Here is a 16,471-nt window from a genome sequence, read left to right on the forward strand (position 1 = left end):
CGCAGACTCGCAGATCACCCCATCATCCGGTAGGTGGCCGCTGAACAGCGCTTACGCTTTGACGAGCGCGGCGCCGATGAGGCAACACGCTGGCCCCTACATTGCTCGCTGCATGGGCGATCGGTATTACCGCGGGTCGCAAAGACGCGCGTAAAATATACATTGGATAGTTGGCGATCCGGCAGCTCAACCTTCTAAAAGGTCGCGTCGTTGCCATCTTGTCGCTGGACTAAAACTCTTCGTCGCAACGAACGATCTGATTTTCACGTGCCGATTTCCAGTGTTGGCAGTCGCCACCTAAGCTGGTCGGCTCTCCATCAGAGGCGGGCTTCTGTATGCAGATCACCGGCGGGACACCACGCTAAGGCCGGCCGCCGCGGGCTTCGGTTGACTCCCGCGATGGCTCACGCCCTTGGAACCCATCACCAAATCGAGGCCCCTCGCACTTCTTCGCTTGCAATCGCAAGCGGGCGGCTCGCCCGCAGTCGGAGATTGATGCGGAACGTCCGGAGCGCCTTCTCTCCCCCTACGTACCCGTGGCTTACCTTCATTCTGACAAAGAAGGGCAGATCGGCTTCATCGGGCGTTCTTTTATGCTCGCGCTCCACAATAGCCCAGATTCCGGCTGATACCGGCCTCGCGGCTGCGGTTGCGGCGTCCACCGTCAATCCGGCAGCAAGCGCAAGGCTTAAATATCGAAACCTTTGGTAAGTTACATGAAGCAGACTTGAGGCTCGACTGGCGTTGATCTTGTCGGCTTGCACCATCGCGTCCACATCCAAGAAGTACCTGCGAACCATCACAAGACGCTGAACCCGCAAGGTCTCCGTGTCGGTCGACCAAGTGATGTTCGAAAGAGCGTTAATGATATCGCGATCTCTCTCGGTCAGTTCGGCCGAAGGAGCCTTGGCGCGCAGGTGTTTCCAAATGTACATAGAGAAGGTCTTGCGAGCGCCGGGAAATCCTGCTGCGACCACTCTGCAGAAGAGCTCGATTCCTGTATCGGTTGGCCACTCTGCGTGAGCTTCCCTAACCTTGAACCACCAATCGTCCGGCACCGACACAGTCGTCCGCCCGAGAAGCTGATCGGCAGATAGTCCATACCGCCGGCCGACTCTCACGAGCCTCAAATCTTCGCGGGCCACATTCAGCAAATCGGCTGCCTTCCGCGGCGCGAGGACCTTCCGGGCAATCATGTCTTCGATGTGCTCAATATGGCTATCGACACGATTGAAAATAACGCGAGATCGCTCGGCCGGGTCAGACGGCAAGTCTGTTCGTTCGATCGTCTTGATCGTCGCGCGGTCCACCGCCGTGGGCTGTACCTTCGTCGGCTTGGGCTTGTACAACCTGATTGGCGCCTTATGTTCGGCGACGTAGTGAAAATGGATATATGCTCTGACAGCACGCTCTCTCGTCTGCAGCAGACGCGCCAAGAGCGGAGCGCTTAATACACGTTTCTGCATGAGTGCACGAATTTCGTCGCCATGTTCATCCCAAATCTGGGATCTCAGGATACGGCAATCATGCTTCGCTCTCGGCCATTGGACCGCAAGCAACTTGGCTACGAGCGGCTCCGTCACGGGCATGGTCTGCGCCTTGATGGTTATCTGCAGTGGCACAACGAAATCCTTGCCTGCCAGCCACTTCATGGCCGCGGCCTCGTCGTGTATCTGCCGATCAAGCATCTTGAAAGGATTCGTGGCCTTCACTAATCGTTTAATCCGTTCTTTTGGAATTTCAGGGAGAAAAGTTATGGTTGTCTCCGAGCGGCTTTCCGATTCCGCGATACCGTCTTGAAGCGACCTCGTCGTCACCCTTAGCCAGTTGGCGAACGCAGAAATTCTTCAGCAATCGCGGAATCGTCGCCCGGCAACCTAGTCTCTTCCGGAGCCGCTTGAAGCCGTGGCCAATATCATTGTGGTGACACTGAGCTCCACTCTTACTGACGAACAGAAACTCGCTCTGCCATCCTTTTTCCCGAGCAATCCGATTACGCTCCCTGATGTAGCGGCTCACGACAAACACCACCTGCGGCGTAAGATACACTGTCTGCCATTGGTGATGGCGCCAGATGCGCACCACGTCCTGGTCGCCGGGTCTCCAGTTCACCAAACGAATGCTCCGGGCATGGCCCGGCAAAATGTGACAGCTTGCAACAAGAGCAGTCACGGCGCAAAAGCGAAATGCACTCATGTCATCCGACGAGTGCCAAAAGGATGGCTGCATCATAGCTAGAACATCCTGCACCTGCAGGACGAGGGAACCACTTCTATCGGCTGAGGACCGGCTCATGCTTCTGATCCGAGCTCCGTCACAGCAAACGATGATGAGTGGGACTGGCTCTTCCCGATCGGGCTTTCACTTCGCGCCGATTTCTCGGACGCCCGCTTGGCTTTCGTCGCCTCGGCCAGGGCGATCCTAGCCGCGATCGCGCGGTTCGTGTTTTCCATCCACTTCTCACTGCTCTTCGGCGACGTCTTTTCGAGCGCCGCCAAAGAAAGATCGAGGTCGACCGAGGTCGTCGTTTTGGGTTTCATCCAGATGAACTGAAGGTGCTCGTACTCCTTCTCCAGCGTTGTCGGCAGGGTCGACATGGTCGTCGCCAACACGCGGATGTCCAGTCCCGCATGAGTCAGAAACGTAACGCCGGTATGCTTCAGATCATGCGCTCGAGTCCACGGGAGCCCTGCCCTGCACTTCACTTCGTCGAACCGCGACTTCATGCGCGTAATTTCGCCACCGGTCGTATCGTGAAGTGCATGAATCCAGCCTTTCTCCATGTCCTCGCGCTCCCACTTTTTGACTTCTTCTTTGAGGTCGCCCAAGAGATAGGCTGGCGTAGCCCGCTTGTGTGTGCTGGTCGTGCCGTTTGCCTTGCGGTAGATGATCCCCTCTGCTGCGTTGATCGAGCCGCCCTCGAGATCCATACCCCACTTCAACGGCAGAATGGTCTTGTCGCGCGTTCCGCTATAGAAGTAGATCAGGATGTATCGACGGACGACGAAGAGATTTGGGTCGGGGTCCCAGATCCACTCACGCGTCCTCTCATCGCGCCTCCATCCCTCGGCCGCCTTCAAGAGATCCATCAATTGGTCGTAGGTCAGGAATATCTCGGATTTGCGCTTAAACCGCGTCGGGATCTCGTACGACTTTCTCCGGTCCGGAGCGTACGTCAGTTTGTTGTAGTAGTACTCGATGGCGGTCAGTTGCATATGAAGCTTTTCGACCGCGCTGTTGTGCAACGTTTTGCGCTTACCTTCGTCGGTAACGCCTTCCAGGAGCTTATTGATGTACACGTTGCCCGAATCCCAGAGCACATCGCCCAACCTGCTCGCGGGAAAGCCTGCCTCAAGCTGATCCGCCCACAGCCGGCGTGTCCGGCTTAGTATGGGCGACGCCTTAGAGGCGTGGTCGTTGATCCATTTCATGTTGATCGTTCGCAGATCGACGTCCTCGCAGGAAATCTCGTCCCGATCGCGAGCAGCGCGATCTTGCTTAAAATCATCCAGGGCGACGTCTGCAGCGAGTTCGGCGTCTGCCGCAATCATCCCAGGCTGCAACACCACGCCGGTCGTCTTGATTCTATCACCGTCGTATTTGATCTTGATCGCGCCTGACTTGATAATGAGCCTGGGCCCCAAAAACTTTCGACCAGCCTTAGAGCTTTTGCCATTTTCTTCATTGCGCTTGCGAGCAGCAATCAAACCTTCAAGCGTGGGCCCGGTGGCCCCCAACACTTCACCTTTCTCGCGAAGGACCCGCTGAATCTGCTGCGTAAGTTTGGAGGATCGCGACATGAGCACCGTTCTCCTCAGGAATCGCTGATGCGGCGACACATCGAGAAAAAGCGGAGCCCCGAGCTCATACGATGCCCCATAGGAGTGCGCCAGCCGGCGATCCGTGTGGTGTGAGCCGCACGCAAGGTTTTGCCCCTCGTAGTCGTCGACAAATAAAGAGAGAGGAAGCGGCGTGTGTTGGGATCGGCTGCTTTGAGCAATCCCATGATCTCGTCGGTGGAAAGACTCTTACTCATCGTTAATCTCCTATTTACCTGCGCCCTCCAGATTGGAGGGCAGTGTCAGTGCTGGTCGCACACTCTGGCGCTTTATAGCAGTTAGTATTGACACTAGTCATTGAACGGCGAAGGATAGGGTTAATGACTCCTGAACGGCTCCACGCGCTTGAGAACGCAATCCTGGAAGCGCGTACGTCACGCGCTCCTTGGTACGTTCACGCCAAATTTCTCATCTCGGCTCTTGATGCGGCTGACGATCAGGACGAAGAAGCCGAACTATTGGCAGCTTCTAGGCGGGCGTCGGGCCTCTCTATTCAAATTCTAAAGCGCTACATTTCTGTGCTGCGACGAACACGCGACGCTGCTGCTGTCGCCGCACTAAAAGTCGAAAACCTCCTCTCGCCTGTCTTCAATGCGCAGGAAGTTGCGATCCGCCTCTTTGAGCGCGCTCCCGAACAAGGCCTACAGTCCCTTAAAGATCTCGCGGAACGTCGCGTGACGCTTGTAACATTGCGTGAACGTCTGGCTGATGCTCCGTCCATCGGTTCTCCAGGCGAGAGATCAAGGCTAGTGATGCAACAGGCAAAGAGCTTGAAGCGCGACCTCATGGAAAGCGCTCTGTCGGCATCGGCGGAGCTAATTTGGGGTAGCGGCGCCAAAGCGCAGCTCAGAGTTCGTTTATTGTACTTCGGCATAAAGGGCCTTGAAGTCATCGGCGCGGACGGATCGATCGTGGCAGGCGTTGATCTGCTGACGCCCGATATCCGCCAGAACCGCGATTACCTGGCCAATTCGATTTCGCGGCCGCTTACGATTGCTCCGTTCTTCCAAAAATTCTATCTCGCCTTCGCTCCGGTAGCTTCTGAGGACATCGTCGGTCGTTCGATCGACCTCCTAAAGTGGTTACAGTACGACTGGATCGGTGTGTTGACCGTCGACCGAGACGGGAGGGTTACTGTCGCTCGCGAACCGAGCGGCGATCCAACACCCAACCTCGTAAATCGATATGAGGCCCTTAAGCGCAAATTCGCAGCAACTAGACGTCCAGGATGAGCACACTGAAGACGTGTCCTCCCGGTCCTTGTCGCAGCGCTCGCTCAGCATCAAGATTTCTCCGATGATTCGTTGGCCTGCCTCGTGACAATTGCTTCAATTCGAGCACGCAGCGGCGTACGTGGCTTCGGTGCCGCCGGCTTGATCTCCGATCGTGGTTTATAATCAGAGCAGAGCACACGAAGACTACGGTTTGTCATTTCTTCGATCGAGCGCTTTGTGGTCAGAAACTTCCCTGCGATCTCTGCGACCGCGAGTTGACCATTGCGGTGTGCGGTCCGAAGTGAAGCTACACCCAATGGTCCATCTGGCCAGAAGAGTGATGCCGCTTCCCGCAAGCTCATCAATTCGTTATCCTCCCATTCAGCAGGATCTGGCCGACTAACGATACGCGGCGTAGATGCAACCGCATTTCTCTCGTGGGTTCGCTTTCTCATTTCATGACCAATGATCGCGCGAGTAGGACGCTAGTTTAACTCTTGCCCGCATTCGAGCCTGAATGCACATCTACGTTCTCCTCCAGTGATCGGGAGAGCTTGAACAATACTTCCGCGGCCTCGTCACCACTCACGCGACCACGCGTCAAAAGGCGCCGCGCGATAATCTCAATTGCGGGACGTCTGAGTTCGAGCAATAGTCTAGTCGCGGCAGATGCTGCCGCGAGTTCGCGAGCAACCGCGTGACGTACTTCCGCAAACAACAACAACGCTTGAGTATCGTCACGCGCACCGAAGTAGGTGATGTGGTCTTCCCCGACCAGCCCGAGCGAACCGACCACGGCTGCGGCGAGTGAGGTCGCATGCTCGAGATCGGATCCTCGCTCCCCGCCGGCGGCGTGAGAAGCAGCGCCGAGCAGCAGTTCCTCCCCTAACATTCCGGCCAAACGGACCTGCAGATGCTTCCTATAATCGTCCAGAATACCCGCAACTGGCGCAGGCCGGGCACGCCATGTCATACCGCCACGTGATCCAACCCGCACGGCACTTGCAAAAATATCTTGGGGCCCAAAATGGATAATGTCCGCGATAAGGTGAGCGGCCTCGTGGACGCAAACCCTCCAGCGCTCCTCGAGCGGCAATTGATCTTCTCCCGCTAGTGCCTTGCGCAGGTCACAAATTCTGAGCGCTCTGCCTCCATCCTGACGGGCGGCGCGGCGAGCGTCCTTGACCACGCGCTCCACGTCAGCGCCCACCATGCCGATAGCTGCCTCTGCAATGGAGGACACGTCTTCTTCTTGTAGGTCATTTTGAAGTCGAACCCTGAACATCTGCTCGAGTTCAGTCGGGCCGGGCCGACGAATGCTGACAACCTTCTCCAAACGGCCCGCACGCAGCAACGCCGGCTCACACCGACCAATCTCGTTGCTGGCACCGATGACAAAGACGCCGTCTCGCCCTTTAATACCATCAACCTCTGCGAGTAATGCATTAACCACCTCAACCACATAGTCACGCCACCTGTGTGTGACTCCGGCGCGCTCGGGAAAAGAATCAATCTCATCGATAAAGATGCATGATGGAATATTTGCGCGAGCCTCCTCGAAGTCTTGCCGCATGCAACGGAGCAAATGACCGAGGTGCGCCTCACCTGAGCTTTGCCATTTGGCCAGTGTCGCTGAGACCAAGTGCAGCCCTGCCTCATGGCAGAACACAGACGCAAGTGTGGTCTTGCCGCAGCCGCTCGGGCCAGTGAGGGCAATTCCCGACGAGACCTGAGACCAAGGAATGCGTCCCTCTTTCCACGCCTTGATATCGGCGATTGCACCTTGGGCCCAAGCGCGTGCTTCACCAAGGCCGTGCAGATCCGCGAGCGTCAGGTCGCGCGATGCGCGCATGCTTTCCTTTCCGGCACTTAAGCGCTTGAGCTCGGCGATACATTGCGCCGCCGCTCGATCGAACCGCACCGCGATCACTAGATCGTCCAAGGTGATCCGTTCGGCGAGGTTGGCATCGACGGGCTCACGGACCAGCTTCCCGGTCACAACTCGAATCACACGTACGATCGTCTCCGCATCGAGCTTGGGAAATTCGATCTTGGCGGTGGCCGCGCGGCCTAGGACCTCCGGCAAATGGCTCCGAGCCATGGGGGACATTGCAATGAGTGGCCGTGCTGCGCGGATGGCGTTGAGCGCGATGTTCGCGTTCTGATCTTTGTCCGTTGCTCTTGGTAATTCCTTCACAAACAACTCGACCACATCTAGCTGTGAGCGCGCAGTCTGTGCGTGGACAATCTTGCGCCGATCGCTCTCGGGGAACAGGATGCGGCCCCAAACGTGCTTCAACTGGTCGAGCATTCCGCGGTCGGCCACATCGATCAGGATAATCGGCGATGCCTCGTGAATAGAGCGCAGCAGCTCAGGATGTTCGTCAAAAATGCGAGCGAACAGTAACGATGCCGCTACCTCGTCAGGTGGCACGCAAAATGCTGGCCAGACGCCTCGTGCCGCTGAACCGCCTCTCTGGGTAGCTTCTCGCAGCGGCACCCATCGATCGGTCTGATGATCGTTCAGATCCGGGTCGATCGGCTTTATCGAATCTTCCGCTGCAGCTTTCGAGGCCGCTAGGTCGCTCCGGAAACGCCTAGATGAGCGCCAAAGCCGCCGATAGATGACTGTTTCAAGCGGACCCATCAGGTTCGGTTGGTTCATGACGCCCTCCGCCGAGCTTTGGGCGCCAGAGGCAGGCGCGATCCGCTGGCGCTCATCCGTGCAAGCCTTGAATGGTGCAGCGACCAAGACGCGGCCAGAAGCGTCCGCTTGCCATGCGCAAGCGAGGACCTTCTCAAGGTAGCCGAGAGGACGCTTCCCGCCGCGGCATTGTCGAACGCGCAAGCGAGCAGAATGGTCATCACGGTGTCCACCAGGCGGCAGACAGACGGAGACGACCAAAGATGCAAGGCTATTCGGATTGCTGCGGCCGCATCACCCCCGATTGCGGCGCGCCATTCCGGAGAGGTGGACGACAGTGAACCGAGCCAGCTCTCAATTTCCGCGCGTCTGCAGGCATCGAATGAATGAGCTGGCCGAGTTCGCCAGTACGATAGCACCCTGTACTCTGTTCGGTCGTCTTCTGCGTTCCGGTGTTCTGGAGGGACTCTGGATTGCATTTTCAATACCTCACCGTTCGCGCCGACCAGCGCGCTATAGCCTCATTGATTTTAGGGAACTCGGCTCCTGGCTTACAAAGCCGGGCCGTGCCATGGCTCGCCGGGCCACGCCCCGCCCTGCGTCTGGTGGCAAACCACCAGACGGGTCATTTGCTTAGGTGACGTCTTCGACCAGGAAGCGTCCAAATTCCGGCCTATGGTCACCGAGTCCGTATGGGCCGGCGATTCTGAAATACTCGACGACCTCGGCACGGTTCAACATCGAGGGAAGATAGGTGGCCCGGACCTCTGCACTCCATCCGGAAAAGCAAGGACGGGTACGAGGTGTAAGCGCGTCGTGGACGCGCACGATCTCCCGGTGCTGAAACTTTTGATCCGCCCAGAGTTCAGACACGGACGCTGGGCCGTCGTAGCTCAGGATTGCGGGTCCGTCAGGTCGAAAGCCAGCCTTCGCAACCGGACCTTTTCTGCGCTGTTTTGCGCCGTCGACGAAAACGCGCTTCAGGGTGTGCGGAGGGAGACAAGGCCTGCCATTGAACAACCAAAGGGATCCGTGCCACTCAAGTTCGGCAATTCTTTTGTGATCGGCATCAGTTTTGGCCCTCTTGGAGGTGATCGCCGAGATCGCCTTCACAGTTGGGTGCAGCGGATCGGCTAAGATGCTGCTATGCATGAGCATCGGCCCGACACCCACAAGACGCAGCGCTATACGATCTACGCTCATTGTTCCGCTCCTGGTATTGATGGATCGAAAAGTGCAGAGGTTTCGAACTTGAAGTAGTCTTGAACTCGAGCTGGGCTGAGTTCGGCGTAACGACGTGCGCGCAACATCGACGTGACACCCTTGTGGCAGTCGCGACAAAGCGCAGTAAGATCACCATCTGTCTCGCAACCGATACGGCTGTAGGTCCTGTGATGCGCTTCCAGCACGTGCCCGCTTGCGACCGAATTGGGGCAGAGACGACATTGAAAACCAGCCGCCTCGAGCTCACGAAGCCTGACCGGATTATTCCGCCACGTGTTGCTGGTGATGTAGTTTATGTAGTCCATCAGATCAGTCCAATGGCTCAGCACAACTCGAGCGTTTTTGTTCACCGCCGGATCCTTGAGCGGCTCGGCTCTTCACGCCCACGGCGCAATGAAATCCAACCAACGATCAGATAAGTCGACCGCTACTTGGTCGAATGTCGAACGCTGACTGAGAATGGCCGCGAGAAATAGTTTGGCCTGAATGTTGCCCTCAAGCGCAACACAAAGAACGGCAGTCATGGCAACATCCAAGGAAACCAGGGATGCTCCGCGACGTTTATTGGCACGACGAGCAACGTTTATCGCGACCGCAGGATTGCCCGCAGCGCCAAGATGCCAATGGGCTTCGCCGATGATCGCGGATTTGGAAAGAACGTAGCGAGCGATGTAGATGTCGACTTGCTTGAATTGGTCCGGCCGTCGGGTTCTCCACCAAGTGAGCGGATGCGGAAAATGGATCTCGACGGGGACGTCTTTGCGAGCGCGCTCCACGAGATTGAGCTGGCCGCTCGATCGGTACCCGCGACTATATCTCTCAGCGGTATTTGAGTCCTTGCAGCGCATCGACAAAACTCCTTTTATATGATATCTCATATGAACACACGCAAGCAAAGGCTTCGCGGGTGAGCGATATCGGTAGCCACGGACTGGTCTGGTTCAAAGAAGGCAAGACGCGACGCTACGTGCTTCTTCGTCGCTTTCTGAAGCGACGCTGGTCATTTCGTCTGATATGAATCCTTCGATCCTGTCGCGACTAAATCCCGTTCAAGGATTAGCATGCGCTTGAAGAAGGCTGGCCGACCGCACCGGCCGGCCTAGCTTACAGGTCCTCTACGAGAGGCACGATGAAAGATGACCAAAATGTACCATAAGACCTGAAAGCCGTCTCGTGCCAAGCAAACTGATGGTTAACAATCTGCTCACTCCCGCTCAGGCTCGCGCGGCGCGGGCCTGGCTCAACTGGAGTAAGCGAGAACTGGCCGAGAGAGCCGCGGTCTCCGAGAAGACGATTGTTCGTTTCGAGCAGGAGAAATCACTCCCCTACCCCGTCACGCTTGGAAAACTTCGAACGGCCTTTGAAGGCGCTGGCGTCTGCTTTCTCTTCGACGGGGTGATCGCAAAGGGAATTCGCGTCTTTTAAACGAGAGCTATTTGGAAGATCGCGTCTCAAACAACTCGACAAACCGAACGCCGAAACATGCTGCGATGGCCTCCAACGTTTCAAGTGTTGGGTTCGAGCGTGCGTTTTCAATCAGGCTGACGGCCATCTGCTCAATACCCAACCTCGCCGCCAGTTCGTCTTGCGACCAGCCCCTATCCTTCCGCAACCGAAGGACGTTGCGAGCGAGCAATTTTGCAATTTGCGAATTTCGCGTTGGAAATCGCTCATCGAATCCTGACCGAGCCATTCCCGCACGGTCCGGAACCTGCGACGGTCAGTCTATATGACATATCATATCGCATCATTGCCCGCAGCCACAGCGCGCTTAAAATACGCTTTGGCGTGTCCTGTTCACCATTTTCCACCTCATTTCGATCCGCGCTGGGCGGCACGGAAGCCGGGCTCGGCCCTGAAGGGCCAGCGGCCGGGTCCTAGATTCAAGCGCTACGACACGTCTGAACTTCATCGCGAAAGTCACCCAAACCGCATGATTTTGTACCACTACACCTCCGTCGCGGGTCTTCACGGCATCGTTGCCAGCAAATCCCTCTGGACGTCCCATTACCGCTTTCTCAAACACTTCGCCCGTATAGGAAAAGACCGGCGCCACTATCACGTCCACAATAACCTCGCCGGTGCCCTGCACAGGTTCCTGTGCAGTGATTTCGAGCGGAGTGCCAAATTCCTTCAAGATCGCCGCTTTCATAGGCCGTCTTGCCGCCTTGGGCATCGCACGGAGAGTCCTTCCGGGGCGGCCCGAGCGCGAATCCTTGCCGGTCGCAGAAACGGTGTTTCGAAGCTGTGGAGAGATCTCAAAGATTGACGATCACCGTTTCTCGTGACCCACGTGTAACCCACGACCGCGGTCGCAACCGATGTTGCTCCACAGATCCTACAAACCATTGATTGCGGGGAGATTTGATGGGCGCACCAAGGGCTCGAACCTGGGACCCGCTGATTAAGAGTCTACTCTTTTATCAGTGAATTCAGAACCTTACGTGTAAAATGCACCCTCCGTGATCCTTTATAGATCAATAGGATACAGCGGGGATGTAAATTGGCCGGGTGCATTTTCTCGCACCTGCGGCCCCTGCGTCCCGAACGCAAGTAGCAAACGAAAAGATCAATAAAAGCAATGAAGTTTGCTCGCGATTGACCACTTTTATCGCCGTTTGTTCACGGGGTTTCGGTGGTCAATCGGTGGTCAGCTTCTGACCTGCTCACACTGATGAAAAGCCGAAGATCTGCTGATTAAGAGTCAGCTACGGGTTGAGTACTATCAATGACTTACTGGTCGCACCACTGGGCTTATCTGGCCGAAACTGGGCATTCGTCGCACGATCATGTCGTTGCACTACCGCACTGGTTTCACATTAGAAACGACGTCGTCGGAACAAGACGAACACGTTCGAGGCAGCAGCTAAATCCCGCGTACGACGAATGCCTTCCTCAGAGGAGACGCAACTTCCCACGTCCCCTGGAGGCCGGGTTCACACACGAAAGTGTCTCCACTTTTGAAGGGCTTAGCAGCGCCGGCATGAAGGGTAATCTTGCAGCTACTGGCATCCGCCAGTTACAAGTGGCCCAGAGACGTCTCCTTTTAGACCTCGATGCCGATCAATACTTCAATCCCCTTGGAAATGTATCCGACGGGTCTAGCGTGAATTCAGCCCCACCGATGATCCAGGCGCGCCCCGTGATCTGTGGGACGACCGCGGGAATGCCGTCGACATCAGTGCGGCTGACCAACCGCCCTTCAAAGCGTGTGCCGAACATCGACTCGCAGACGAGCGGTTGGTTCAGTCCGATTTCACCACGGGAGTGAGCCAAGGCCATTCGCACTGAGGTGCCCGTACCGCAAGGAGAGCGGTCAAAATAGCGCGGCTCCTTGACCATGAAGTTGCGCGCCGGTGCGCCTTGTTCCGGCTCTTCTGTAAAGAGCGACGAGCTAAGCCGCCCGAGATCAATTCCTGCCGGCTGCCTGTATCGAACTTGCTCGCGCGTTGCTTTGACGACTTCCAGTCCTAGGTCAACAAGCGTGTGAAGATCCTCCTGACGAACCCGCAACCCTAGTTGCTTGACATCAATCATCGCGTACACGTTCCCGCCGTACGCCACATCGACCACAATTTTGTCAAAACCGGGCACCTCGATACGAGCATTTGGCGCAAGAACGTAGGAGGGCACGTTCGTGAAAGTCACGTTGACAGCCTTTCGAGACTCCACCCGGACGCTTGTGACAATCAAGCCGGCAGCCGTATCTAGTCGAACTTCGGTAACCGGCTCTTTGACCCGAACCAGTCCACGCTCGACAAGCATCGTGACAAGGCCAATTGTTCCGTGCCCACACATCGGCCAGAAGCCGCCCCCGCTCATGTAGATCACACCCCAATCGGAGTCAGGGAGCACGGGTGGCGTGAGGATAGCGAACATCATGGGCCCGTGGCCCCTGGGTTCGTTGACGAGTAGATCTCGTACCCACTCCAGATTCGTCCTGGCCCACGCCAGCCGTTCGTGCATCGAGTTGCCACGAATGGGCGGCAACCCCTCGACGATGACGCGCAGCGGCATCCCCTCCGCATGCGTGTCGACAGTCCGAATGAGCACCGGTGCATTCATTGCGACTTCTCCAGGGTCTATCGATTAAGCGTTCAGCGTGGGAGCGCATTGGTGGACATTAGAAACCACGCCGAAATTGCACAAGGGAACGCTTTTTGAAAGTGATTCAACCAAAAGGAATGAAAGAGAAACCTGGCCAAGCTCGCGCGCCTTTGCCTTCGCTCTAGCGAAAGTGCCCTTTCCACGCTCGGCCTGCCCCGTGGGATTCTCTCTTGTCCGAAGAGGCACACTATCGGCCCACCCCACCGATCCAGGTGGCTACCGGAGATTTATCTAGCCAATTCGTCGACGACTTGCATGGTCGCCGCATAAGCAATTTCCACGATCTCTTCGATCTCAGATTCAGAAACGACCAGAGGCGGCGCGAACCCGAGAATATCGCCATGTGGCATTCCCCTCGCAATTAGACCGCGATCACGAGCAGCTTTAACAATCCTGGCGGCGACCTTAAGATTAGGATCAAATCGGCGCTTGGTTGTGCGATCGGCCACAAACTCAACTGCACCGAGCAGACCTACACCTCGCACATCGCCGACCACCTCCATTTGGGCAAAGCGCTCTTTGAGCCGCCTTTGAAAATGCGCACCCACGATGCGGGCTCTATCGCTAAGCCTTTCTTTTTCGAAGATATCGAGAACGGCGTTGGCTGCAGCAACCGAAATCGGATGACCGGAATAAGTATACCCATGCGAGAATACACCGACCCGATCTGCCGCCTCCTCCATGACATCGTAGATCTTTTTGCTAATGATGGCGCCAGAAAGAGGAGCATATCCGGATGTCAGCCCCTTCGCGATTGTAGTGAGATCAGGTTCTATGTCGTACAGAAAGCTGCCGAAGTTTGACCCGGTTCGTCCAAACCCGCAGATCACTTCGTCGGCGATCAAAAGGACATCGTATCGCCGAAGCACGGCTTGCACCTCGCGCCAATAGCCCCGCGGAGGCGGCACGATGCCTCCCGTTCCCAGAACAGGCTCAGCAATAAAGGCACCGACCGTTTCCGCTCCCTCTCTCACGATGAGCCCCTCGAGCTCGGCTGCGCGACGACGGGAAAATTCCTCCTCCGTCTCGCCTGGTTCGGACTCCAGGTAAAAGTGGGGCGCTCCGGTGTGCAGTACGCCGGCGACTGGAAGGTCCATGTTATCGTGGAAGAAAGATAGTCCCGTCATGGAGCTCGAGAATACCGAACAGCCGTGGTAGCCAAGCCTGCGAGAAATGATTTTTCTCTTTCGAGGCTGCCCACGAAGGTGGTTGTAGTACCAAACGAGCTTGACTTGTGTCTCGTTCGCATCTGATCCGGACAACCCGAAGAAGACCTTGCTAGGGGTGCCTGGCGCCATTCGGATCACGCGATCAGACAGAATGGCCAGCTGTTCGGTCGTATGAGCTGCATAGTTGTGGTAGTATGCGAGATTGTAGGCTTGCCGCGCGATTGCTGCGGCAACATCGGTTCGGCCATATCCTACGTTGACGCAGTAGAGGCCGGCAAAGCCATCTATGTAACTACGACCTTCCGCATCCTCGATACGAATTCCTTTGCCGCCAGTAACTATCGTCGTTCCGACTTTGCCGAGGACGTATCCCTTAAGATCTGTCAGTGGGTGCAGCGTACTTGCCCGGTCCAGCTTTGCGATGGCCTCTATATCGATCATCTTTGCTTCTCCAAGACTGTAAGGCTTGCCCGTACACGCGACAGACGCGACATTTCAAACCCCGGCATTCGCTCCCCGCGCTTCCCTTCCTGGCGAAAAATGGCGGGGTCTCTTAAGAGACCCCGCCAAGTCATGGGAGGAAACGCCCTAGAGAGGCGCATTGCCGTCTTTTGTCGCCCAACGGCGGCTCCGCAAACGGCTGCGGATCACCAAGAACCTTCGAATTCGAGCACGACCAGCGTTGCAGCCAGTCAGAATTGCCTTCGAACCTTTCACAGGGATCTGAAATGGAACGTGCCGCCACCGCCGGACACCATCCCAATGCCGGGAAAGTCCAGATGAGCGCCCGCGACAGCCACGTTTGCCTGTGCGGCGCGATGAAGCAATTTCTGCCGGGTAGCACGGGCCTCATTCTGATCCGCATCGAACTCCCAGCTCAGCTCGGGTCTGGCAAATTGAATCGAGGGCACGTGGACGGTATCTCCCCAAACCAACAACGTTTCGCCGTTGCTCAAAACCTCGAACCCTGTGTGACCGACCTCGTGCCCATGAGCTTGCATGGACGTGATGCAGTCGCTCAGCTTGCACCCGTCATCCAATGGTAAACGGCGCGACCGGAATCGAGCGAGCCTTTCGTTTCCGTCGAACATCGAGAGTTCCTCACGGGGGACAAATAGTCGACGAAGACTGGGAAATGCGTCGGCCCCGTCGGCGGCCACAAGCCCGTTTGCATGATCGGAATGCGTGTGCGTCAAAGCGACCGTATCAATCGCCCCGCGGACCACGCCCGCCTCGCTCAGAGCACTCAACAGGAGGCCCATCGTTGGCTCCCACGAGTTTGATGCTCCGGTGTCGATGAGCGTGTGCTGATAACCGTCAATGATGAGAAAGGCATTGACCGACAAACGAAGCCGACCTTCGACCAAGTCGACTTGTTGCGGAAGCTCGGCCCCAAATGGCCGCCCGTCCGTCTGACGCAATCTGCTGGGCGGCATGTCAACGTGACCATCACGCAGAGCAACGACGCGGAGCTCGCCCATCGCGTACTCGACGTGATTGATCCCGAAACCAACCTTTTGCATGATAGTGCGCTCCAATCAGCAGCTTGCAAGTTGCAACGATACGACCTTGTCATGGGCTGTGACCGGCCGGTCTCGAGGATGACGCTTTTTGGCGCGCCTCAACTGCCTTCTCATCCGAGCAACCTCGTCGAGTATGGCAGCGCATACTTCGGCCCGATAGTATGGGGACGCGCTCGCGGCGTTCTCTTAATCAGAACACCCGCTCCCTACGCTCCAGCGGCGCGTACCGTCATGTGGCAATGTGCACGATCGCCTCGATCTCGACGGTCATACCGTTTGGAAGCGAAGATACCCCAACTGCCGCACGAGCGTGACGACCTGCGTCGCCGAGGACCTCGACCAACAGATCCGAGCAACCGTCAATAATTTTCGGGTGCTTCGTAAACGTCGGTTCAGCGTTCACCATGCCGATCACTCTCGCGACCGCCACGATCCGGCTAAGCTCGCCAACCGCGCTCTTCAAGGTCGCGAGCATGTTCAGGCCAGTCAGCTGTGCATCGGCATAGGCCCGTGGAATATCCGCCTCCGAAGTGACCTTCCCAAGGCGATATGTGTTGTCTGCCAGTCGAGGCCCATGACCGGCCAAGAACAAGACGTCTCCAACTCGGCGATAAGAAACGTAGTTGCCTCTCGGCGGCAACGCCGCTGGCAACGTCAATCCCATCGCCACGATCTTCTCTTCTGGTGACATTATTCAATCTCGCTTGCTTAGCTGGACGGGTGGCCGAGTTTGGACGGCCCCTCAGCAAGT

General features: G+C 56.8%; 17 protein-coding genes. 2 read left to right on the forward strand and 15 right to left on the reverse strand.

The annotated features are described in order from the left end of the window. Positions 1-422 precede the first annotated feature (422 nt). The 4 genes from NR187_RS22360 to NR187_RS22375 all read right to left on the reverse strand — a co-directional run bounded on the left by NR187_RS22360 (position 423) and on the right by NR187_RS22375 (position 4,036). On the reverse strand, positions 423-1,652 hold the full coding sequence (locus tag NR187_RS22360; protein WP_256807630.1) for a hypothetical protein: 1,230 nt from the start codon (positions 1,650-1,652) through the stop codon (positions 423-425). An 88-nt stretch (positions 1,653-1,740) separates the two neighbouring features. Next, positions 1,741-2,232 carry a hypothetical protein gene (locus NR187_RS22365; RefSeq protein ID WP_256807633.1) on the reverse strand — a complete coding sequence of 164 codons (492 nt, stop codon included), beginning with the start codon at positions 2,230-2,232 and terminating at the stop codon, positions 1,741-1,743. Between the two features lie 59 nt (positions 2,233-2,291). Further along, the gene (locus NR187_RS22370) at positions 2,292-3,800 is read right to left on the reverse strand and encodes a hypothetical protein (protein ID WP_256807635.1); all 1,509 of its coding nucleotides are present in this window, start codon (positions 3,798-3,800) and stop codon (positions 2,292-2,294) included. Between the two features lie 14 nt (positions 3,801-3,814). After that, the gene (locus NR187_RS22375) at positions 3,815-4,036 is read right to left on the reverse strand and encodes a hypothetical protein (protein WP_256807636.1); all 222 of its coding nucleotides are present in this window, start codon (positions 4,034-4,036) and stop codon (positions 3,815-3,817) included. 123 nt (positions 4,037-4,159) lie between these two features. Here NR187_RS22375 and NR187_RS22380 point away from each other — a divergent pair, with 123 nt between their 5' ends. Then, entirely contained in the window at positions 4,160-5,071 is a 912-nt protein-coding gene (locus NR187_RS22380) for a hypothetical protein (RefSeq protein WP_256807637.1), read from the forward strand. A 472-nt stretch (positions 5,072-5,543) separates the two neighbouring features. Here NR187_RS22380 and NR187_RS22385 read toward each other — a convergent pair whose 3' ends face one another. The 4 genes from NR187_RS22385 to NR187_RS22400 all read right to left on the reverse strand — a co-directional run bounded on the left by NR187_RS22385 (position 5,544) and on the right by NR187_RS22400 (position 9,769). Next, positions 5,544-7,718, reverse strand: coding sequence for an AAA family ATPase (locus NR187_RS22385; RefSeq protein ID WP_256807638.1), 2,175 nt, complete (start codon positions 7,716-7,718; stop codon positions 5,544-5,546). A gap of 612 nt (positions 7,719-8,330) precedes the next feature. After that, positions 8,331-8,900, reverse strand: coding sequence for a hypothetical protein (locus tag NR187_RS22390; protein ID WP_256807640.1), 570 nt, complete (start codon positions 8,898-8,900; stop codon positions 8,331-8,333). Further along, positions 8,897-9,271 carry a hypothetical protein gene (locus NR187_RS22395; protein WP_256807642.1) on the reverse strand — a complete coding sequence of 125 codons (375 nt, stop codon included), beginning with the start codon at positions 9,269-9,271 and terminating at the stop codon, positions 8,897-8,899. The genes NR187_RS22390 and NR187_RS22395 overlap by 4 nt, the downstream gene beginning before the upstream one ends. Positions 9,272-9,298: 27 nt before the next feature. Further along, entirely contained in the window at positions 9,299-9,769 is a 471-nt protein-coding gene (locus NR187_RS22400; protein ID WP_256807643.1) for a hypothetical protein, read from the reverse strand. Positions 9,770-10,094: 325 nt separating this feature from the next. Here NR187_RS22400 and NR187_RS22405 point away from each other — a divergent pair, with 325 nt between their 5' ends. Beyond that, entirely contained in the window at positions 10,095-10,346 is a 252-nt protein-coding gene (locus NR187_RS22405) for a helix-turn-helix transcriptional regulator (RefSeq protein ID WP_256807644.1), read from the forward strand. 7 nt (positions 10,347-10,353) lie between these two features. Here NR187_RS22405 and NR187_RS22410 read toward each other — a convergent pair whose 3' ends face one another. The 7 genes from NR187_RS22410 to NR187_RS22435 form a co-directional block, all read right to left on the reverse strand. Further along, a complete protein-coding gene (locus tag NR187_RS22410; RefSeq protein ID WP_256807645.1) occupies positions 10,354-10,614 on the reverse strand; it encodes a helix-turn-helix domain-containing protein in 261 nt (86 codons plus the stop codon). 78 nt (positions 10,615-10,692) lie between these two features. After that, positions 10,693-11,073: a hypothetical protein gene (locus tag NR187_RS22415; RefSeq protein WP_256807646.1), complete on the reverse strand. Its 381-nt coding sequence runs from the start codon at positions 11,071-11,073 to the stop codon at positions 10,693-10,695. 714 nt (positions 11,074-11,787) lie between these two features. Further along, positions 11,788-11,940 carry a cupin domain-containing protein gene (locus NR187_RS35000; protein ID WP_372703272.1) on the reverse strand — a complete coding sequence of 51 codons (153 nt, stop codon included), beginning with the start codon at positions 11,938-11,940 and terminating at the stop codon, positions 11,788-11,790. A gap of 44 nt (positions 11,941-11,984) precedes the next feature. Beyond that, on the reverse strand, positions 11,985-12,986 hold the full coding sequence (locus NR187_RS22420; RefSeq protein ID WP_256807647.1) for a proline racemase family protein: 1,002 nt from the start codon (positions 12,984-12,986) through the stop codon (positions 11,985-11,987). 269 nt (positions 12,987-13,255) lie between these two features. Further along, a complete protein-coding gene (locus NR187_RS22425) occupies positions 13,256-14,638 on the reverse strand; it encodes an aminotransferase (RefSeq protein WP_256807648.1) in 1,383 nt (460 codons plus the stop codon). A gap of 272 nt (positions 14,639-14,910) precedes the next feature. After that, positions 14,911-15,720, reverse strand: coding sequence for an MBL fold metallo-hydrolase (locus NR187_RS22430; RefSeq protein WP_256807649.1), 810 nt, complete (start codon positions 15,718-15,720; stop codon positions 14,911-14,913). Positions 15,721-15,949: 229 nt separating this feature from the next. Then, entirely contained in the window at positions 15,950-16,411 is a 462-nt protein-coding gene (locus NR187_RS22435) for a RidA family protein (protein WP_256807650.1), read from the reverse strand. Between the last annotated feature and the right edge of the window lie 60 nt (positions 16,412-16,471).

The sequence above is a fragment of the Bradyrhizobium sp. Bra64 genome, assembly GCF_024519875.1.
Taxonomy (GTDB): Bacteria; Pseudomonadota; Alphaproteobacteria; order Rhizobiales; family Xanthobacteraceae; genus Bradyrhizobium; species Bradyrhizobium japonicum_G.